This is a genomic window from Clostridium sp. AM33-3, assembly GCF_003480315.1.
GTDB lineage: Bacteria > Bacillota > Clostridia > Lachnospirales > Lachnospiraceae > Brotaphodocola.
In genome coordinates, this window is sequence record NZ_QUIV01000022.1 from 1 (window position 1) to 18,051 (window position 18,051).

The window sequence follows — 18,051 nt, forward strand, 5'->3', positions numbered from 1 at the left end:
GCTCGGCGTTTTGTGTTGGATATATAAAATGAGCTGCCGCACGTTAGTGCGACAGCCCCTTTTTTTCGTTCTGTCCTATAATTACAATGATCTTTAGTGGCAGCTGTGCTCACCGCAGCTGTGTTCGCCGCAGGCATGTCCTTCACCTTCATGGTCATGATGGCTGCAATGTACGTTCGGGTTATAGCCGAGGGTTCCGGTTAACAGTGCATTTACGGCTTCGTCTGCGTTTCCGCTTACGCCGCCGTACAGCTGGATGCCGGCCTGGGCGAGTGCGTTCTGGGCACCGCCGCCGATGCCTCCGCAGATCAGAGTGTCGACGTTATGTTCCAGCAGAAAACCGGCAAGAGCTCCATGTCCGCTTCCGTTAGTATCAACAACTTCGACAGCAGTTATGGTTCCGTTCTCTACCGTGTAGAGCTTAAACTGCTCTGTGTGTCCAAAATGCTGAAAAATTTCTCCGTTCTCATAAGTAACTGCAATTTTCATAATACCTTCTCCTTTGTTGTGTTGTAGATGGAAAACAGGAAAACTGTGTTCTGCCGTGGCCATGTGGCACATGCATTGCCCGCAGCGGGGATATTCCCGCCCTTCGCAGATTCGGTAATTTCCGCCGGAAATGATGAGCCGTTTCCCGTTTACGATGCACTGTGCAAGCTTATAACGGGCACTTTCATAAATTTCCGTGACCGTTGTGCGAGAAACATCCATCTGCGCGGAGCATTGTTCATGGGTTTTCTTTTCCAGGTCAACCAGACGGATCACTTCATATTCATCCAGTGTAAGTGTGATCGTGTCATCGGTCTGGCTGTTTTCCGGATAAAATGAATCGTACTGCGGTATAAAGCAGATCCTCCTGCATTTTTGGGGTCTCGGCATCTGAAATCCTCCTTGTTTTCGACATATGTCGATTATAACTCATAAATAACAAAAGTCAATACGAAAACCACTATTAACCTGGGAACTTCGGGATATAAAGATTGACAGATCTGCCTGATTAGGGTACCATCCAATAGGAACGATACACTGTGTTCCGCCGGTTGCGGAAAATGCGGAACATAGCGGACATACTATAGAAGAGGTGAGAATCACATGTTAAAGGTAGACAACCTCACGTTTGAGGTGAATGAAGAGGGCAGAAAACGCTGTCTGGTCAATCATGTCAGTTTTCAGGTTGCGGATGGTGAAATGTTAGTGATTACCGGGCCGAATGGCGGCGGTAAGTCTACGCTGGCCAAGGTGCTGGCAGGCATTGAAAAAGCGGATGAGGGTCGGATTTTCCTGGATGAAGAGGATATTTCCGGTTACGATATCGATCATCGTGCCAATGCAGGAATCGGCTATGCATTCCAGCAGCCGCCGCGCTTTAAGGGCATGACTGTAGCTAGAATGCTGTCTCTTGCGGCTGGAAAGGATCTGACGGAGGCAGAAAGCTGTAAGCTGCTTTCTGCAGTAGGACTTTGTTCTGCCGACTATCTGAACCGACAGATGGACGGCACACTTTCCGGAGGCGAGATGAAGCGTCTGGAGATTGCAACGGTACTGGCGAAACCGCACAAGGTCAGCATTTTTGATGAGCCGGAGGCCGGTATTGATCTTTGGAGCTTTTCTATGCTGATCAAACGGTTTGAGGAGATCCACAAAGAGAAAAAGGAAAGCCTGATCCTGATTTCCCATCAGGAGCGGATCATCCGTATGGCAGACAAGATCATGGTGATCGAAGATGGTGAAGTGAAACAATACGGCAGCCGTGAGGAAGTCCTGCCAACTCTGTTTACACAGGAGGGCTGCGGCAAGTGTGCGAATGGACTGGAAGGAGGTGTCTGCTGATGGCACAGATCAATGAGACCACCCAGGGGGTTCTGGATCAGATCAGCGAAGGATTTGCGCAGAAAGGTGCTTATAATCTTCGCCAGAATGGCGTATCGATCTGTCATGGAGACAGCGAGCACATCAAGATCCGTAAGAAAGAAGATAAGCCGGGGATCGATATCCTGATTGACGGTGATACAAAGGGTGAAAAAGTCTTCATCCCGGTTGTAGTCAGTGTTTCCGGCATGACGGATCTGGTTTATAATGATTTCTATATCGCGGATGGTGCGGATGTGACTATCGTGGCAGGCTGCGGTATCCACAACAGCGGCTGCAATGAGAGCCGTCATGATGGTATTCATACCTTCCATGTAGGAAAGAATGCCAATGTCCGTTATGAAGAAAAGCATTACGGAGAGGGCAACGGAACCGGAAGCCGTATCTTAAATCCGGTGACGAACATTGAGGTAGGCGAGAATTCTGTTTTTACCCTGGATACCGTTCAGATCAAAGGTGTGGATTCCACAGTGCGCAGAACCAATGTTTCCATGGAGGCAGGCTCCAGGCTTTATGTGGTGGAGCGTATCATGACAGACGGAACACAGCATGCGGAGTCAGATATGGAGGTCTGCATGAATGGAAGCGGCTCCTCAGCTCAGATCGTTTCCCGTTCTGTAGGCAAGGGGGAGTCTTCCCAGGTATTCCATCCGAAGGCAGTCGGAAACACCAAATGTCATGCTCATATCCAGTGTGATTCTATCATCATGGATCATGCAAAAGTTGGTTCAATTCCGGAGATTCAGGCCAATCATGTGGATGCTGCGATCGTTCACGAGGCAGCCATCGGACGAATCAATGATGAGCAGCTGTTGAAGCTCAGAACCCTTGGCATGACCGAGGCAGAAGCTGAGAATGTGATCATTGAAAACTTTTTAAGTTAATATTCTGTGATAGGAACAGGAATGAAGGATCTGCAGCAGCGGATTTTTCATTCCTGTTTTGCTTGCCTGAAAAATAACATATTCCTTTCGTAGAAAATCCCGGAATCTTATGTTATACTTAAAGGCAAATCGTGTAAGGAGGTGTCTCTTTTTATGATGCAGCGAATCTGTCCGGTCTGTGACCAGGTTATGAAGCATGCCCACTACTGCAGCGCATGTCACTCCTGGGTGAAGGACCCGTTGTATATGAATGTCACGTATTATCTGAATGAGCGCCACCCGAAAAACGAGGCGCACTGCAGTTACCATAATGCAGAAGAGGAGCATACGAATGCCGGAGCCGAAAGGCGGAAGGCAGTGCGATCATCTTCCGGCAGAGAGCGAAGCGTGAAAACAGAGCGGGCGGTCCGAACCACAGAAAAAGGCGCGTCAGGGCAGTCGAAGACGGTTATCGAAAAGAAAAATCCGGTTCGAAAACTGATTCTTTTGTATATTTTCCTGATGGTTGTGATATGGCTGTTCAGGCTGCTGAGCGGTATGGCTGGTTCATTCTCTGATATTACCGGAAGCATATTTGACAGTATCAGCGGGTCTGATTTCCGGGAACTGACGGATGAAGAAGCAAGAGCTTACGGCGGTCCCTGCACGGATGAACTGCATTTTGAAGTCACGATCGAAGCTCTGCAGAGTCCGATCCGGGAACTGTTTGATACCTGTCAGATTCCGCTGGCCGGAACAGATACCTATTCCCACAACACGGTATATTCCGATGAGACTACCTGGTTTTCTTCCACAGAAACCTATTATATGGAAGCAGAGGACACGTATGCCTATGTGGATTTTGACTACGACACAGCTACAGGTCAGCTCCATCAGATTTATCTGTCTGTCCCGGAACGAGATTCCATCACGGTTCTGACGAAGCAGTTTCTGCTGATGTTAAACGATGCGGATGCATGGGATATGGAACAGAAACATCGTTCTGATGCGGCAGACCTGGATGAGCTGTATGCCCGGATGATGGAACCCGGTGTGAACCAAACAGAGGGGGTCTGGTGCGGAGCCGGTATCAATGCTGAATTTCCGGATGCGGAAGATGAAAACTGCAGTGTGTGGATCTATCCTGACAGAAGCAGCGACAGCTACAGTTATGGAGAGCATACCGATAGTCTGTAAATGCCAAAATGTATGATGTGCCTGAGGTACAAAACAGCTATGAAATCATAAATATGAGAGGAACAGTACGTATGAAAATCAGAGATATTCTTGCAAAAAACGAACCAACACTTTCCTTTGAGGTATTCCCGCCAAAGACAGAGGATAAATACGAGTCTGTAGAAATGGCTGCTTCCGAGATCGCGAAGCTGAATCCGGCATTCATGAGCGTGACCTACGGCGCAGGCGGCGGTACCAGCCAGTATACGGTTGATATCGCAGCATCCTTAAAGGCAAAGGGGGTTACTCCGTTAGCGCATCTGACCTGCGTTTCATCCACCAGAGAAAAGGTACATTCGGTTCTGGAGCAGTTAAAGGCAGAGGGGATTGAGAATGTACTGGCTCTGCGCGGTGACATTCCAAAGGACGGAAAAGTTGAGAACGACTATCGCTATGCATCGGAACTCATTGCAGAGATCAAGGCATCCGGCGATTTCTGCATCGGTGCAGCCTGCTATCCGGAGGGGCATGTGGAGTCTGTCAATAAGACGGAGGATATCCAGCATCTGAAAGAAAAAGTAGAGGCCGGCTGTGACTTCGTGACTACCCAGATGTTCTTTGACAACAACATCCTATACAATTATCTGTACCGCGTGCGTGAAAAGGGCATTACGGTTCCGGTGATCGCAGGCATCATGCCGGTGACCAATGTAGCCCAGATCAAGCGCATCTGCTCTATGTCCGGAACCTATCTTCCGGCGCGCTTTAAAGCCATTGTTGACCGTTTTGGTGATAATCCTGCGGCTATGAAGCAGGCCGGCATTGCCTATGCAACGGAACAGATCATTGACCTGATCGCGAATCATGTGAACGGAATTCATGTATATTCCATGAATAAGCCGGATGTGGCAGCACAGATTAAGGGCAGCCTTTCCGAAATCATCCGGTAGCAGAAAAGGCCCGGCGTACAAAGCCGGAAGGCCGGGGCAGAAAAACGGAGAGAACAGGATTCATGAAAGAGATATTTCACTGGAACGACAGGGAACTGCTGCGCTATCTGGGCTGCAAAAATGGAACGGTCCCGGATCAGAATCTTACGGATCTGATCGCACAGTGCAAACAGGAGCTGGAGCAGGCGGCTTCTCCCAGAGTGATATGGCGGGAGTATCCGCTCTGCATTCAGGATCACAGCATTGATATGACATGTCTGCAGACGCAGAGCAAAAGCCTGGAACGCAATTTGAAGGATTGCGAACGGGTACTTTTGTTTGCGGCAACACTCGGAAGCCGGGTAGATGTGCTGCTTCACCGCTACAACATGATCCAGATGAGTAAGGCCGTGGTGATGCAGGCTGCCTCGGTGGCTATGCTGGAGACCTTCTGCGATGAACAGAATCAGAAGCTGAAAGAGGAATACGAAGAAAAGGGCTGGTATCTGCGCCCTCGCTTCAGTCCCGGATACGGAGATTTCTCCCTGGAGTGCCAGCGGCAGATAGCTCCGGCGCTGGAGTTGAATAAAAGGATCGGTGTAACACTGACAGACAGCCTTCTCATGGCACCGTCCAAGTCGGTGACGGCAGTGATCGGTGTGAGCCGTCTGCCCAGAAACTGTACGGTGCAGGGCTGTGAGGCCTGCGCGAAGCGGGACTGTGCATACCGCAGATAAGGAAAAGGAAGAACGAAAAGCAGACAGAAACTGTGATGGACGCAGAAAAGCTGCGAGGAAAAATGCGAAGGAGATATTGGTTAAACATGGATATATTACAGGAATTACAGAACCGGATCTTATTCTGTGATGGAGGAATGGGAAGTCTTTTGCAGGAGGCAGGATTAAAGCCGGGCGAACTTCCGGGAACCTGGAACATCACACATCCGGAGGAACTTGTGAAGATCCACAGAGCATATCTGGAAGCCGGTGCAGATATTGTGACCACAAACACCTTCGGGGTAGACCGGTTAAAGTACAATGATAGCACGGAATTTCAGTTAGAGCCGGTTATCCGTGCAGCAGTGGCAAACGCGAAGGAAGCAATCCGCCAGAGCGGAAAGCAGGCCTGGATCGGCCTGGATATGGGACCGACCGGAAAGCTGTTAAAGCCAATGGGGGATCTGGCCTTTGAGGACTGCTGTGCCATCTACCGGGAGGTGGTGGAGATCGGCGCGGATGCCGGCGCGGATTTCATCCTCATCGAGACCATGAGTGACAGCTATGAGACTAAGGCGGCTGTCCTGGCGGCCAAAGAGGGCTGCAGTCTTCCGGTCTTTGTTACGGTTACCTTTGATGAGCGGGGCAAGCTTTTAACCGGCGGCAGTCCGGCCTCCATTGTAGCAATGTTAGAGGGTCTGGGCGTAGATGTACTGGGTATGAACTGCGGACTCGGTCCGGTACAGATGAAAGAGATCTTGAAAGATATCCTGGAGGTTTCCTCCATTCCGGTCATGATCAATCCAAATGCAGGTCTGCCGAGAAGTGAGAACGGAAAAACGGTTTATGATATTGATGCGGCTTATTTTGCAAAGACCGAGGAAGAAATCGTGGATATGGGCGCCCGGATCGTGGGCGGCTGCTGCGGCACCACGCCGGAGCACATCCGCATGGTGGCAGAGCTCTGCAGGGATAAAAAGCCGGTGCCGGTGACTAGGAAAAACCGCACCGTGGTTTCCTCCTTTGCGCAGGCAGTTGAGATCGGAAGGGACCCGGTTATCATCGGTGAGCGCATCAACCCGACAGGTAAATCAAAGTTTAAGCAGGCTCTGCGGGATCACAATCTGGAATACATTTTAAGAGAGGGCGTGACCCAGCAGGATCACGGTGCCCATGTTCTGGATGTAAACGTAGGACTTCCGGAGATCGATGAGCCGGCCATGCTGGAGGAGGTAGTTCGGGAGCTGCAGAGCATCATCGACCTGCCGCTTCAGCTGGACACCACGGATCCGGTGGCTATGGAGCGGGCAATGCGTGTATACAACGGCAAGCCTCTCATCAACTCCGTAAACGGAAAGGAAGAGTCCATGCGCACGGTATTTCCGCTGGTACAGAAGTACGGAGGCGTTGTAGTGGCGCTGGCGCTGGATGAGGGCGGTATCCCGGAGACAGCTGAGGGCCGTATCCGGGTGGCGGAGAAGATTTATAAGACCGCGGCAGAGTACGGCATTGGGCCGGAAGACATCATCATCGATGCCCTGTGCCTGACGGTAAGCTCCGACAGCCGGGGCGCCATCACCACACTGGAAACTCTGCGGAGAGTAAGGGATGAGCTTCACGGAAAGACCATTCTTGGTGTGTCCAACATTTCCTTCGGACTGCCGCAGCGTGAAATCATTAATGCTGCGTTCTTTACCATGGCAATGCAGAACGGGTTAAGTGCAGCCATCATTAATCCGAATTCCGAAGCCATGATGCGTGCATACTACAGTTTCCGCGCACTGATGAATTTAGATCCGCAGTGCAGCGAGTATATTTCTGTTTACAGTGGTCAGGTGGCCAGCCTTGGACAGAGCGCAGTGACCGGAAATGGCGGTGCGTCTGCCGGCAGTGTATCGGGAGCAACGGACGGACAGGGAACGTCAGACCTGCATGCCAGTATTGTAAAAGGACTGAAGGATCAGGCTGTGCATGCGGCAAAGGAATTGCTGACGGTTCAGGACGCACTGGATGTGATCAACAGCCAGATCATCCCGGCACTGGATGTGGTCGGAAAGGGCTTTGAGAAGGGAACCATGTTCCTGCCGCAGCTTCTGATGAGCGCAGAGGCAGCAAAGGGCGCCTTTGAGGTAATCAAAGAGAAGATGGATGCCAGCGGACAGAAGCAGGAGAAGAAGGGGACCATCATCCTGGCAACGGTAAAGGGAGATATTCATGATATCGGAAAGAATATCGTCAAGGTTCTTCTGGAAAATTACAGCTATGATGTGCTGGATCTTGGCAAGGATGTTCCGCCTGAGACCATCGTGGAGACGGCAGTGGAGAAACACATTCAGCTGGTAGGACTGTCTGCGCTGATGACCACCACCGTGCCGAGCATGGAAGAAACCATTGTGCAGCTTCGCAAGGCAGCGCCGTGGGCCAGGGTCATGGTAGGCGGCGCCGTGCTGACCCAGGAATATGCCGATACCATGGGGGCAGACCAGTACTGCCGTGATGCCATGGCCTCTGTAAATTACGCGGAGCAGGTGTTCGGCCTTACAAAATAGTAAGAAATTTTTAAAGGAATAGAAATTGAATCTCCCCTCTGTCTGAATTACACTAAGATACATGGACTGAAGCAATCAGATAGAAGGGAGATTTTTTTTGATGTTATTTCATAAGAACAATACAGGAAAACGTCTGGCGGCGCTCACACTCTGCGGGCTTTTTGTTCTGCAGACTCCGGCGGTACCGGCCATGGCGGCAGAAACGCTGACGGTGCAGGAACAGGGCTTTTACCGCAGTGACGGAACGAAGCTTGAGGGAGCTGTGGCCAAGGGCGTAACCATTTCCAAATATCAGAATCAGGCGGGAGCCATTGACTGGGATGCCGTGAAGGCAGACGGAGTAACCTTTGCCATGATCCGGATTGGATATCTGAATGATCCGGATCCTTATTTCCGGGAGAATATGGAAGGAGCCATCAGTCACGGAATCCGTGTGGGTGTCTTTCTTTACTCCATGGCACTGGATGAGGAAACAGCCCGGCAGGAGGCACAGTTTGTGCTGGAGCAGATCCGTGGATACAAGATTTCCTACCCGGTGGCCTATGATGTGGAATCCAAATATCTGCTGGATAACGGAAAGACTCCGCAGGAGCTGGCAAACCAGACCAATGTCTTCTGCAAGGCCATTGCAGATGCCGGATACCGGCCGATGCTCTATGGCAACAACCAGTGGCTGACGAATTACGTGGATGTTTCCCAGGTGCCGTATGATATCTGGTATGCACGCTACGGAACAAACGGCGAGTTCCAGAACCGCAAGATCTGGCAGTTTACGGAGACCGGTTCTGTAGCCGGTATAACCGGAAATGTCTGCATTGAGGCTTCCTACTATGATTATCCGGAGCTGGCAGCAGGCAATACCGGAAACGCAACCTATACGGTTGGTTCTTATGTGAATGCAGGTCCGGGTGTAGGTGTTCCGGCTTCGTCAGCAACCCGGGAAACACCGGAAGCAGGAGCGTCGACCGATACCAGGCCAGGTCCGTCTGCACAGGAAGAACAGCAGCAAAAGAGCAGTGAATCTCCGGTTCAGACAGCCGGACAGGATGAAAGCCAGCTGACGAAATCTCCATCAGAGCAGTAAAAATGGTAAGATCCATAAAAGAAAAACGGCAGAACAGCGCAACAGCTCTCTGCCGTTTTTCTTGAAATACCGCTTGTATTTACGTAAGCCTTTCGGTAGAATAGAGCTAGGCTGAATCTGGGATTCTCTTTGGAAACGGAGAGATGAACATGAAGAATAAACAATCTGTAATTTTTAAATGGCTGATGCTGCTGTTTGGTCTGCTGGTAGCAGGAGCCTTTTACAGCTGCAGCAGTCGGGATACAGGGCAGAAAGCCGTTGCTGCACAGGAAAACAGGGCATTTCAGGCGGAGAGCGCGCCGGATATGGCCGGAGACCGGACAGAAACATCAGCGTGCGCGGCAATGGCCGGAGAAGGTGAATCGGAACAAAGCGCAGAGTCTGGGAATGATATGGAAACAGCTGCTTTGTCTGAGCCGGAAGTCTGCTATGTATATGTCTGCGGAGAGGTCTTTTCTCCGGGGGTATACATAGTCTCAGAGGGCGCGCGGATCTATGAGGCGGTCGATCTTGCAGGCGGTTTTACGCAGCAGGCCGCAGAATCATGGCTGAATCTGGCAGAGCCTGTCATAGATGGCATGAAGCTGGAGATCCCATCCAGAGCTCAGGTGAAGGACCCTTCCTGGCTGGCGCAGCATCCATATGGCAGCACTGCCGGGAGCGGGACAGTAAACGGAGCGGGAACCAGATCCGCTGCATCGCCGGAGGCGGCCCTGGTCAACATCAATACGGCATCTCTGGAAGAGCTGATGACGTTAAAGGGAATTGGATCATCCAGGGCAGAGGACATCATCCGGTACCGGGAGGAGGCCGGCGGTTTTACGAAAATTGAAGATATCATGAAAGTGCCGGGAATCAAGAACACGGCCTTTCAGAAAATAAAAGAAAACATTACAGTATAGGGAATAGGTGAGAACATGGCAAAGATTCTGGTGGTTGATGATGAAAAACTGATCGTGAAAGGCATCCGTTTCAGTCTGGAACAGGACGGAATGGAAGTAGACTGCGCGTTTGACGGCGAAGAGGCGATCAATCTTGCAAAGCAGACGGAGTACGACGTAGTCCTTCTGGATGTCATGCTTCCAAAGCATGACGGATTTGAGGTCTGTCAGGCAATCCGGGAGTTTTCAGAGATGCCAATCATCATGCTGACTGCCAAGGGCGGAGACATGGACAAAATCCTGGGGCTGGAATACGGCGCGGACGATTATGTGACTAAGCCGTTTAATATTCTGGAGGTAAAGGCACGCATCAAGGCCATCATGCGCAGAAACTCGAAGAAATCTGCCAGGGCTAAAGAGGCAGAAAACAAGATGGTAACGGCCGGAGACTTAAAGCTTGACCGGGAGGGCCGCCGGGTCTTTATCGGAGAGAAGGAGATCAACCTGACGGCAAAAGAGTTCGACCTTCTTGAACTGCTGGTATGCAATCCGAATAAGGTCTACTCCAGAGAGAGCCTGCTGACCTTTGTTTGGGGCAATAAGGCATCGGAGTCCGGTGATGTCCGGACCGTGGACGTCCACGTAAGACGCCTTCGTGAAAAGATCGAGCCGAGCCCGAGCGATCCAAAATATGTACACACAAAATGGGGGGTCGGCTATTACTTCCGGGCATAAGACAGAAACGCTGTGGTTTTAAGAAAGTAAACTGCGGTATGAGAGGTGGAGCATCATGGGACAGAGCAGATGGAAGAACCGGTGGAGAAGGCTGGACAATACAGCCAAGATATTCCCGGTGATCGCAAATGAAAATGTAAGTCAGGTATTTCGGATTTCCGCAACTTTGAAAGAACCGGTAAATCCGGAACTCCTTAGTAGGGCGCTGGAGGAAATCCTGCCGGAGATCCGCAATTTCCGGGTGAAGCTGCGCAGGGGACTTTTCTGGTATTATTTTGAGGAAAATGACCGGATCCCGCAGGTAAAGCGTGAGAATACGTATCCATGCCGTTTTATCGATCCGCATGGAAATCAGCGCTTTTTGTTCCGGGTCACGTATTATGAGAAACGGATCAATCTGGAGGTATTCCATGCGCTGACAGACGGTCTCGGCGCGGTGAATTTTTTAAAGTGCCTGATCAGGCAGTACCTGCGGCTGGCAGCCGGTGTATCGGAAGGAATGACGCAGGACGATGAAAAAGCCAGAAACCAGGAGGTCTTCCATGTTCAGGACAGTTATCTGGAGCATGGTGAGGATGGAAAGCCGCGCAGCTACAGCTCGAAACCGGCATACCAGCTGGAGGGACATTATCTTCCGCTGGGAAGTGGTCAGGTCCTGCATGGTTATGTGCCGGTGAGCCGGCTGAAGACTGTTTGCAAACAGCATGGAGTCAGTATTACCAAGTATCTGGCAGCAGCACTGATCTGGGCAATCTGGCAGGAGTATCTGGGCGGAAGAAGCAGCAGGCGGGCCGTAGTCCTGAATCTGCCGATCAATCTGCGCGCCTTCTTCGGCTCTGATACGATGGCGAATTTCTTTGCGGTTACCATGATCGGCTGGCTGTTTCGTAATCCGGACATTCCGTTTGAGGTGCTGCTTAAGAAGGTGAGCAGTCAGATGGACAGCAAGATTGACAAGGATAAGCTGGCAGAAAGCATTGCCTACAATGTTTCCAATGAGAAAAAATGGTATCTGCGGGCAATCCCGCTGTTCCTGAAAGTACCGGCGCTTTCTCTGGTGTTCCGCTTAAAGGACCGTGCCTATACCATGACACTATCCAATATTGGGCCGGTTCAGATGGAGCCGGAGTATGCGGACCTCATCGAGAGGTTCCACTTAATGATCGGTGTATCCAGGCGCCAGCCGGTGAAGTGTGCGGTTTGTGCGTACAAAGATGAGATGGTCATTACCTTTACTTCTGTCTTTGCGGACAGCCGTCTGCAAAAGCAGTTTTTCCGAAAATTAAAGGCGGACGGTGTGCCGGTGCGCTTCGAGGGAAATGAGCTTTCTGCTGCGGCAAAGCGGGATATCTATCCGCGTGTCCGTAAGGTACTGATCCGGCGCGGAGGCGCAGAGGAGAAGGCAACCCGCATGGCAAAGCAGGTAGGAAATACCGGTATGGGAGCCGCAAAGGGAATCCGCGATTATGTAAGCGGACGCAGAAGCTGGAGGGAAGAATTAAGACGGCGGCTGCATATCTGAAAAAATGAACAAACCGTTCATGCAAAGCATGAGCTGCAACAGACAGGACTTAAGACGGAGGATGATTACTTGAAGAACAGAGAAGTGAGTCTGCGGGGAAAACTGGTGCGGGATATGATGAAGAACATGATGGATTCTGCCATGGGTCACAAGATCCAGACCGGGGAATACCGGATGGACCCGAAGGAACCTGCATGGATCTGTCCGCCGGATTATGAATATGAGATCGTGGGGATGGAGCATTTTAAAATGGAATATCTGCGTCCGGCCGGAGTCTGTACAGGCCGTGTGATTCTCCAGCTTCACGGTGGCGGCTACATCGGCCCTATGAAAAATATTTACCGGGATTTTGCGATTCAGTACTGTCGCAGGAGCTTTGGTGGTGATGTGCTGACCGTCGATTATCGTGTAGCTCCGGAGCATCCGTATCCGGCAGCCCTGGAGGATGCAGTGGCAGCTTATCAGTGGCTGATCGGGGAAAAGCACTATGAAGCAGACAAGATCGTGATCGCAGGGGATTCCGCCGGCGGCGGCCTGGCTCTTGCCCTGGTCATGTATCTGCGGGATCATGGTATGGATCTGCCGGCAGGGGTACTGGTGATGTCTCCCTGGACGGATCTGACCAACAGCGGGAAATCTTATCAGACCAATTTTAACCGCGATCCGCAGTTTGGAGGTACTACAGACAATATGCTGTTTCACAGTACCTACATTGGAGATGCAGACCCGGAGAATCCGTATATTTCTCCTCTGTTTGGAAGCTTTGAACAGTTTCCGCCCATTTTATTTCAGGTAGGAAGCGAGGAAGTGCTGTTAGATGATACCTTAAGGGTGGCCGAGAAGGTCCGCAAAACTCACGGAAAGCTGCGGGTCACCGTATACGAGGGCATGTTCCATGTTTTTCAGATGGCGCTGCGTCTGATCCCGGAGAGCAGAGAGGCATGGGATGAGGTCAGCCATTTTCTGGAGATCATCTACTGCATTGAGCGAAAGAAAGAGGGAAAAACCGTAAAACGGGTAAAGTCCGGAAGGGAAAGAAGCAGGAGAGAGTCATGAAAATTACACTGGTGACGGTAGGAAAAATAAAAGAAAAGTTTTACACAGATGCCATTGCGGAATACGCGAAGCGTCTGAGCCGGTACTGCAAGCTGGAGATCATCCAGGTGGCAGATGAGAAAACACCGGATAAGGCCAGCGAAGCAGAAGAACTGCAGATCAAAGATAAGGAAGGAAAGCGGATCCTGGAGCAGATCAAGGACGGCGCGTTTGTGATTGCCCTGGCAATCAACGGAAATATGCTGGATTCAGTGGAACTGGCAGAACGGATTGACAAGCTTGGCATAGGCGGAGTCAGCCAGCTGGTCTTTGTGATCGGAGGCTCTCTGGGGCTTTCCGAGGACGTGCTGAGCCGTGCTGATTACAAACTGAGTTTTTCCAGAATGACATTTCCGCATCAGCTGATGCGAGTAATCCTGTTAGAACAGATTTATCGCAGCTACCGGATCATTCATAAAGAGCCGTATCACAAATAAAATAAATTCAGATAGGAGGGTGTTTTATTTTGAAGAACTGGAAAACGAAAATTGCACTGATTTTGACAGCTGGTCTTTTGTCTGCAGCAGGGGCGGTAACAGCTCTGGCAGCATCCAGGACCAGACTGGACACGGTATCCGATGTTTACTGGGGAGATGACGGTACCACTGCAAACTGGGATGCAGTAGATGACGCCTACCAGTATGAAATCCGGCTTTTCTGCAATGACAGCCAGATGGATACGGTGAAAACCAAAAAGGATTATTACGACATGGAAAAGAAAATGACAAAAGAGGGTGATTACACATTCAAGGTGCGCGCTCTTGCAAAGTCTGGTTCCAAGGAGTTCAGTGATGGCTACTGGTCGGAAGAGTCAGAGACAACCTATATTTCTGAGAGCTTTGCAGAGATGATCAAAAACGGCGGAAGTACTTCCGGGCTGAAAAACGGAGGTCCGGGAGCCGGAAACGGTTCTGCGGCAGAAACGGAGAAAGAAGCCTCTGTCGTGATCCAGGCGAAATGGATCCGGGAAGAAAGCACGGGCCGCTGGTGGTACCGGAATTCAGATGGCAGCTATCCGAAGGGCGGCTGGTGGCAGGATCCGGCAAGCGGAATCTGGTATTTCTTTGATGAGCAGGGCTACATGCAGACTGGCTGGATCGACTGGAACGAAAAGCGCTACTACTGCACGGAGAGTGGTGCCATGGCGATAGGTGAGTACACTATTGAAGGCATGCAGTACCGGTTTGATGCTTCCGGCGCGTTGCAGCAGTGACGAAATGCAATTTTCTCTAAAATGAATAAAAAACACCCCTTCCCTCATATATATTATGCAGGGGAGGGGTGTTTTTTGGATAAGCGGGAAGAACTGATCAAGATTTTTTCCAAAGATATCCGTGAGATCTTAAAGCAGGTCACGGTAGATTTCGAACAGGTACAGGAGATACGGCTGCGGGTCCATGCCCCGCTTCTGATGATCTGCAGCAACCGTGAGTATTATATCACACGGGAAGGAAATCTGAGCATGCGCGCGGAAGAAGCATATCTGGTGACAAGGGATGCGTTAAAGGAAACGCTGGATTACATGAGCAGCTATTCCCTCTATGCCTTCGAGGAAGAAATCAGGCAGGGGTTTATTACGATCCAGGGTGGACACCGCATCGGTATCGCCGGAAAGATCATCACAGACGGTCACGGGATTCGCAGCATGAAGTTCATTTCCTTCATCAATGTTCGTCTGTCCCACCAGGTGAAAGGGTGTGCAGGGACGGTGCTTCCATATCTGTATGACCGGGACATGATCTTTCATACGCTCATCGTATCGCCGCCGCGATGTGGAAAAACCACACTTTTGCGGGATATTATCCGGCAGGTGTCAAATGGCAGCAGGGAGCATGCGGGGCTGACCATCGGGGTGATCGATGAGCGTTCGGAGATTGGAGCCTGTTACCAGGGGATTCCGCAGAATGAGCTAGGGATCCGGACGGATATTCTGGACTGCTGCCCCAAGGCTCAGGGAATGATGATGCTGATCCGGACTATGTCACCTCAGGTGATCGCGGTGGACGAGATTGGAAGCCGGGAAGATCTGGAGGCGATCGAGTATGTGATGAACTGCGGCTGCAAGCTGGTAGCCACGGTGCATGGAAATTCAATGGAGGACATCAGACAGAAACCGGTGCTGAGAAAGATGGTGCTGGAAAAGTGGTTTGAGCGGTATGTAATTTTAAATAACAGGGGAAAAGTGGGCAATATCGGGGAAATCTACGATTCCAGGGGATGCAGGCTTTACCCGGTGGGAGGTGAGTGCTTTTGAACATGCAGGGATGGATGAAGCTGTCTGGTGCAGTCTGTATTCTGTGTGGAGCGGCCGGAACCGGCATCTGGTTTGCCGGGCGGTACCGTCAGCGGATTCTGGAGCTGGAGCAGTTAAAGCAGATGGTATTTCTTTTAAAAGGACAGATTCTGTATGCCGGCGCACCTCTTCCGGAAGCTTTCGGGACGGTGGGCAAACGGGTGGCCGGAACTCTGGGAAACCTGTTTCAGGAAACGGCAGCTCTGCTGGAGGCACAGCCCGGAGAGCCATTTCCGACAGTATGGAGGAATGTGGTTTCCGGGATGGAGGGGAAGACGGCACTTTCAAAGTCGGACAGGCAGATGCTGGAGTCTCTGGGCGAGCATCTTGGCTTTTTAGATCGGGAGACCCAGGAGAGGACATTGCTCCTGTATCTGGAACAGGTGGATACAGAGCTTCTGGTTTTGCGGGAACACAAACAGGAACGCTGCAGGCTGTATACCAGTCTCGGTGTCATGGGCGGTCTGTTTCTTGCGGTGATCCTGGTCTGATGGAGGGTACATATGGGCGTGAATCTGATTTTTCGCATTGCCGCGGTGGGAATCCTGGTATCTGTGATCTGTCAGGTACTGCGGCATAGCGGACGGGAGGAACAGGCATTTCTGACCAGTCTGGCGGGGCTGGTGCTTGTTCTGTTCTGGCTTGTGCCATATATTTATGAGCTGTTTGAAACTATGAAAAATCTGTTTGCATTGTAGGGGACGGTATGACAGTAGTAACAGTGGGAATCATTGGGATCATGACAGTGCTGATGGCAGTCCAGCTAAAAAGCCTGAAAGGAGAGTATGGCCTGTATCTGGTGCTGGCAGCAGCCTGTGTCATTTTTTTTTATGGGACGCTGCGGCTGAAAGGAATTCTGGATGGTCTGCAGAAAATCCAGGATATGATCCGTATCAATCCGGTTTATCTGAATACGCTGCTGAAAATGACAGGCATCACTTATATCGTGGAATTTGCTTCCGGAATTTGCAGGGATGCCGGGTACGCGGCATTGGGCACCCAGATTGAAATTTTTGGAAAGCTTTCTATTCTGGCAGTCAGTATTCCGGTTATTCTGGCACTGCTGGATACGCTGCAGGGATTTCTGGCATGAGGCGGGGGAGAAGATGGCTGGTCTCGTTTGCTGCCGGCTTTTTTTTATTCTGTATATTCTGCCGGTTCTGGCCCGAAGACAGAGTATGGGCCATGGATACAGCTGCGGTGGAGTCTGTACTTTCAGGGGACGGGCTTTCCGGCATTGGAGATATTGAGGATTATCTGAAACAGGAGCTGGGCAGCTCCGGCCATCGTATTTGTTTCGCGGATCTGATGCGGGCATTGGCGTCCGGAAATCTGAAGGAAGCGTCATCGCTGTGTCTGGAGGGACTTCGTCAGGCGGCTTTGGGAGAACTGCAGGGAAAAAACCGCATGGCGGGACGTCTTCTGGCGCTTGGTCTGTTTGGAGCTCTGTTTGCCGGATTTTCTGAAGTCTTTTCCGTGGGCCCTGTGGCGGAAACCGGATTTTTCCTGACCTATCTGATGATGTTCGCGATTTTGGCGGCTGTTTTCGGGGAAAGTGCGAGAGCCGCGGCACAGGTGCTGGAACGTCAGATCCAGTTTATGAAGGTACTGCTTCCTTCGTATTTTACCGCGGTGGTCTGGTCCGGCGCAGGATTTTCTTCCGCGGCGTGGTATGAAGCAGCCCTGTTTCTGATCGCAGGGGTACAGAAGCTTTATGCCGGGCTTCTGCTTTCACTCGTACGGATCTATTTTCTGGCAGTACTGGCAGGATCCATGGTGAAAGAGGATATGTTTTCACGGATGACGGAACTTTTAAGATCCGGGATCAGCTGGGGAAGCCGATCACTGATCGGGATCGTGCTGGGATTTCAGCTGATCCAGGGCATGGTGCTTCCATATGCAGATTCTGTGAAGAATGCCGGAATGCAGCGGCTTTTACAGGCAATTCCCGGAATCGGAGACGGGGCGGGAGCGGTGACAAAGCTGATGATGGGATCCGGCGTGCTCATTAAAAATACCATGGGCGCAGCGGCTGTTCTGCTGCTGTTTGTGCTTTCTATCCTGCCACTGGCAAGGATTCTGGTTCTGTATCTGCTTTACCGAGGGGTGGCAGCTGTGCTGCAGCCGGTAGCAGATAATCGTCTGACAGCCTGTCTGAGCGGTGCGGCCCAGGCTCAGGCAATGCTGCTGAGAGTGGCAGCGTCAGGATTTTTGCTGTTTGCAGTTACCATTGCACTGATCTGTCAGGGAACGAATGCGGCTTACCTGTCATCGTAGAGAAGAAGGCCTGGTATGCGGGAACGTGTGCCTGAACCAAAGTGTTGTGGAAAAGGGAGGTG

19 protein-coding genes are annotated in these 18,051 nt (G+C 51.2%); 18 read left to right on the forward strand and 1 reads right to left on the reverse strand.

The features are described from left to right. Positions 1–93: 93 nt before the first annotated feature. The gene (locus DW819_RS11960) at positions 94–879 is read right to left on the reverse strand and encodes a DUF134 domain-containing protein (RefSeq protein ID WP_118733487.1); all 786 of its coding nucleotides are present in this window, start codon (positions 877–879) and stop codon (positions 94–96) included. 213 nt (positions 880–1,092) lie between these two features. Here DW819_RS11960 and DW819_RS11965 point away from each other — a divergent pair, with 213 nt between their 5' ends. The 18 genes from DW819_RS11965 (at position 1,093) to DW819_RS12050 (ending at position 17,989) form a co-directional block, all read left to right on the forward strand. Next, the gene (locus DW819_RS11965) at positions 1,093–1,830 is read left to right on the forward strand and encodes an ABC transporter ATP-binding protein (RefSeq protein WP_118733488.1); all 738 of its coding nucleotides are present in this window, start codon (positions 1,093–1,095) and stop codon (positions 1,828–1,830) included. Continuing rightward, positions 1,830–2,753 carry a SufD family Fe-S cluster assembly protein gene (locus DW819_RS11970; protein WP_118530845.1) on the forward strand — a complete coding sequence of 308 codons (924 nt, stop codon included), beginning with the start codon at positions 1,830–1,832 and terminating at the stop codon, positions 2,751–2,753. Before DW819_RS11965 ends, DW819_RS11970 begins: the two co-directional genes overlap by 1 nt. A gap of 153 nt (positions 2,754–2,906) precedes the next feature. Then, the gene (locus tag DW819_RS11975) at positions 2,907–3,929 is read left to right on the forward strand and encodes a hypothetical protein (RefSeq protein ID WP_118733489.1); all 1,023 of its coding nucleotides are present in this window, start codon (positions 2,907–2,909) and stop codon (positions 3,927–3,929) included. Positions 3,930–4,000: 71 nt separating this feature from the next. Next, complete coding sequence (gene metF / locus DW819_RS11980; protein WP_118733525.1) at positions 4,001–4,858, forward strand: methylenetetrahydrofolate reductase [NAD(P)H]; 858 nt, start codon at positions 4,001–4,003, stop codon at positions 4,856–4,858. A 62-nt stretch (positions 4,859–4,920) separates the two neighbouring features. Then, positions 4,921–5,574, forward strand: coding sequence for a vitamin B12 dependent-methionine synthase activation domain-containing protein (locus DW819_RS11985; RefSeq protein WP_118733490.1), 654 nt, complete (start codon positions 4,921–4,923; stop codon positions 5,572–5,574). A gap of 86 nt (positions 5,575–5,660) precedes the next feature. Further along, positions 5,661–8,102, forward strand: coding sequence for a homocysteine S-methyltransferase family protein (locus DW819_RS11990; protein ID WP_118733491.1), 2,442 nt, complete (start codon positions 5,661–5,663; stop codon positions 8,100–8,102). Between the two features lie 100 nt (positions 8,103–8,202). Continuing rightward, positions 8,203–9,186 (forward strand): glycoside hydrolase family 25 protein, encoded by a 984-nt coding sequence (locus DW819_RS11995; RefSeq protein WP_118733492.1) that lies wholly within the window; start codon positions 8,203–8,205, stop codon positions 9,184–9,186. Between the two features lie 149 nt (positions 9,187–9,335). Further along, positions 9,336–10,088 carry a helix-hairpin-helix domain-containing protein gene (locus DW819_RS12000; RefSeq protein ID WP_182432641.1) on the forward strand — a complete coding sequence of 251 codons (753 nt, stop codon included), beginning with the start codon at positions 9,336–9,338 and terminating at the stop codon, positions 10,086–10,088. 15 nt (positions 10,089–10,103) lie between these two features. Further along, positions 10,104–10,802 (forward strand): response regulator transcription factor, encoded by a 699-nt coding sequence (locus tag DW819_RS12005; protein ID WP_118733494.1) that lies wholly within the window; start codon positions 10,104–10,106, stop codon positions 10,800–10,802. Positions 10,803–10,857: 55 nt separating this feature from the next. Next, a complete protein-coding gene (locus DW819_RS12010) occupies positions 10,858–12,324 on the forward strand; it encodes a hypothetical protein (protein WP_182432642.1) in 1,467 nt (488 codons plus the stop codon). A 69-nt stretch (positions 12,325–12,393) separates the two neighbouring features. After that, positions 12,394–13,380: an alpha/beta hydrolase gene (locus DW819_RS12015; RefSeq protein ID WP_118733495.1), complete on the forward strand. Its 987-nt coding sequence runs from the start codon at positions 12,394–12,396 to the stop codon at positions 13,378–13,380. Beyond that, the gene (gene rlmH / locus DW819_RS12020; RefSeq protein ID WP_118733496.1) at positions 13,377–13,856 is read left to right on the forward strand and encodes a 23S rRNA (pseudouridine(1915)-N(3))-methyltransferase RlmH; all 480 of its coding nucleotides are present in this window, start codon (positions 13,377–13,379) and stop codon (positions 13,854–13,856) included. Before DW819_RS12015 ends, rlmH begins: the two co-directional genes overlap by 4 nt. A 29-nt stretch (positions 13,857–13,885) precedes the next feature. Further along, positions 13,886–14,632, forward strand: coding sequence for a hypothetical protein (locus tag DW819_RS12025; protein WP_118733497.1), 747 nt, complete (start codon positions 13,886–13,888; stop codon positions 14,630–14,632). Between the two features lie 75 nt (positions 14,633–14,707). Beyond that, positions 14,708–15,673, forward strand: coding sequence for a stage III sporulation protein AA (gene spoIIIAA / locus DW819_RS12030; RefSeq protein ID WP_182432643.1), 966 nt, complete (start codon positions 14,708–14,710; stop codon positions 15,671–15,673). Positions 15,674–15,675: 2 nt separating this feature from the next. Then, on the forward strand, positions 15,676–16,203 hold the full coding sequence (locus DW819_RS12035; protein WP_118733526.1) for a stage III sporulation protein AB: 528 nt from the start codon (positions 15,676–15,678) through the stop codon (positions 16,201–16,203). A gap of 12 nt (positions 16,204–16,215) precedes the next feature. Beyond that, positions 16,216–16,410 (forward strand): stage III sporulation protein AC, encoded by a 195-nt coding sequence (gene spoIIIAC, locus DW819_RS12040; RefSeq protein WP_118530868.1) that lies wholly within the window; start codon positions 16,216–16,218, stop codon positions 16,408–16,410. Positions 16,411–16,418: 8 nt separating this feature from the next. Continuing rightward, positions 16,419–16,805, forward strand: a complete 387-nt coding sequence (locus DW819_RS12045) for a stage III sporulation AC/AD family protein (RefSeq protein WP_118733499.1) — start codon at positions 16,419–16,421, stop codon at positions 16,803–16,805. A 92-nt stretch (positions 16,806–16,897) separates the two neighbouring features. After that, entirely contained in the window at positions 16,898–17,989 is a 1,092-nt protein-coding gene (locus DW819_RS12050) for a stage III sporulation protein AE (RefSeq protein WP_182432644.1), read from the forward strand. Positions 17,990–18,051 lie beyond the last annotated feature (62 nt).

Coding starts and splice junctions, on each gene's coding strand:
- DW819_RS11960 (WP_118733487.1), bottom strand. CDS start 879: ATGCCGAGACCCCAAAAATGCAGGAGGATCTGCTTTATACCGCAGTAC.
- DW819_RS11965 (WP_118733488.1), top strand. CDS start 1,093: ATGTTAAAGGTAGACAACCTCACGTTTGAGGTGAATGAAGAGGGCAGA.
- DW819_RS11970 (WP_118530845.1), top strand. CDS start 1,830: ATGGCACAGATCAATGAGACCACCCAGGGGGTTCTGGATCAGATCAGC.
- DW819_RS11975 (WP_118733489.1), top strand. CDS start 2,907: ATGATGCAGCGAATCTGTCCGGTCTGTGACCAGGTTATGAAGCATGCC.
- metF (WP_118733525.1), top strand. CDS start 4,001: ATGAAAATCAGAGATATTCTTGCAAAAAACGAACCAACACTTTCCTTT.
- DW819_RS11985 (WP_118733490.1), top strand. CDS start 4,921: ATGAAAGAGATATTTCACTGGAACGACAGGGAACTGCTGCGCTATCTG.
- DW819_RS11990 (WP_118733491.1), top strand. CDS start 5,661: ATGGATATATTACAGGAATTACAGAACCGGATCTTATTCTGTGATGGA.
- DW819_RS11995 (WP_118733492.1), top strand. CDS start 8,203: ATGTTATTTCATAAGAACAATACAGGAAAACGTCTGGCGGCGCTCACA.
- DW819_RS12000 (WP_182432641.1), top strand. CDS start 9,336: ATGAAGAATAAACAATCTGTAATTTTTAAATGGCTGATGCTGCTGTTT.
- DW819_RS12005 (WP_118733494.1), top strand. CDS start 10,104: ATGGCAAAGATTCTGGTGGTTGATGATGAAAAACTGATCGTGAAAGGC.
- DW819_RS12010 (WP_182432642.1), top strand. CDS start 10,858: ATGGGACAGAGCAGATGGAAGAACCGGTGGAGAAGGCTGGACAATACA.
- rlmH (WP_118733496.1), top strand. CDS start 13,377: ATGAAAATTACACTGGTGACGGTAGGAAAAATAAAAGAAAAGTTTTAC.
- DW819_RS12035 (WP_118733526.1), top strand. CDS start 15,676: ATGCAGGGATGGATGAAGCTGTCTGGTGCAGTCTGTATTCTGTGTGGA.
- spoIIIAC (WP_118530868.1), top strand. CDS start 16,216: ATGGGCGTGAATCTGATTTTTCGCATTGCCGCGGTGGGAATCCTGGTA.
- DW819_RS12045 (WP_118733499.1), top strand. CDS start 16,419: ATGACAGTAGTAACAGTGGGAATCATTGGGATCATGACAGTGCTGATG.
- DW819_RS12050 (WP_182432644.1), top strand. CDS start 16,898: ATGGATACAGCTGCGGTGGAGTCTGTACTTTCAGGGGACGGGCTTTCC.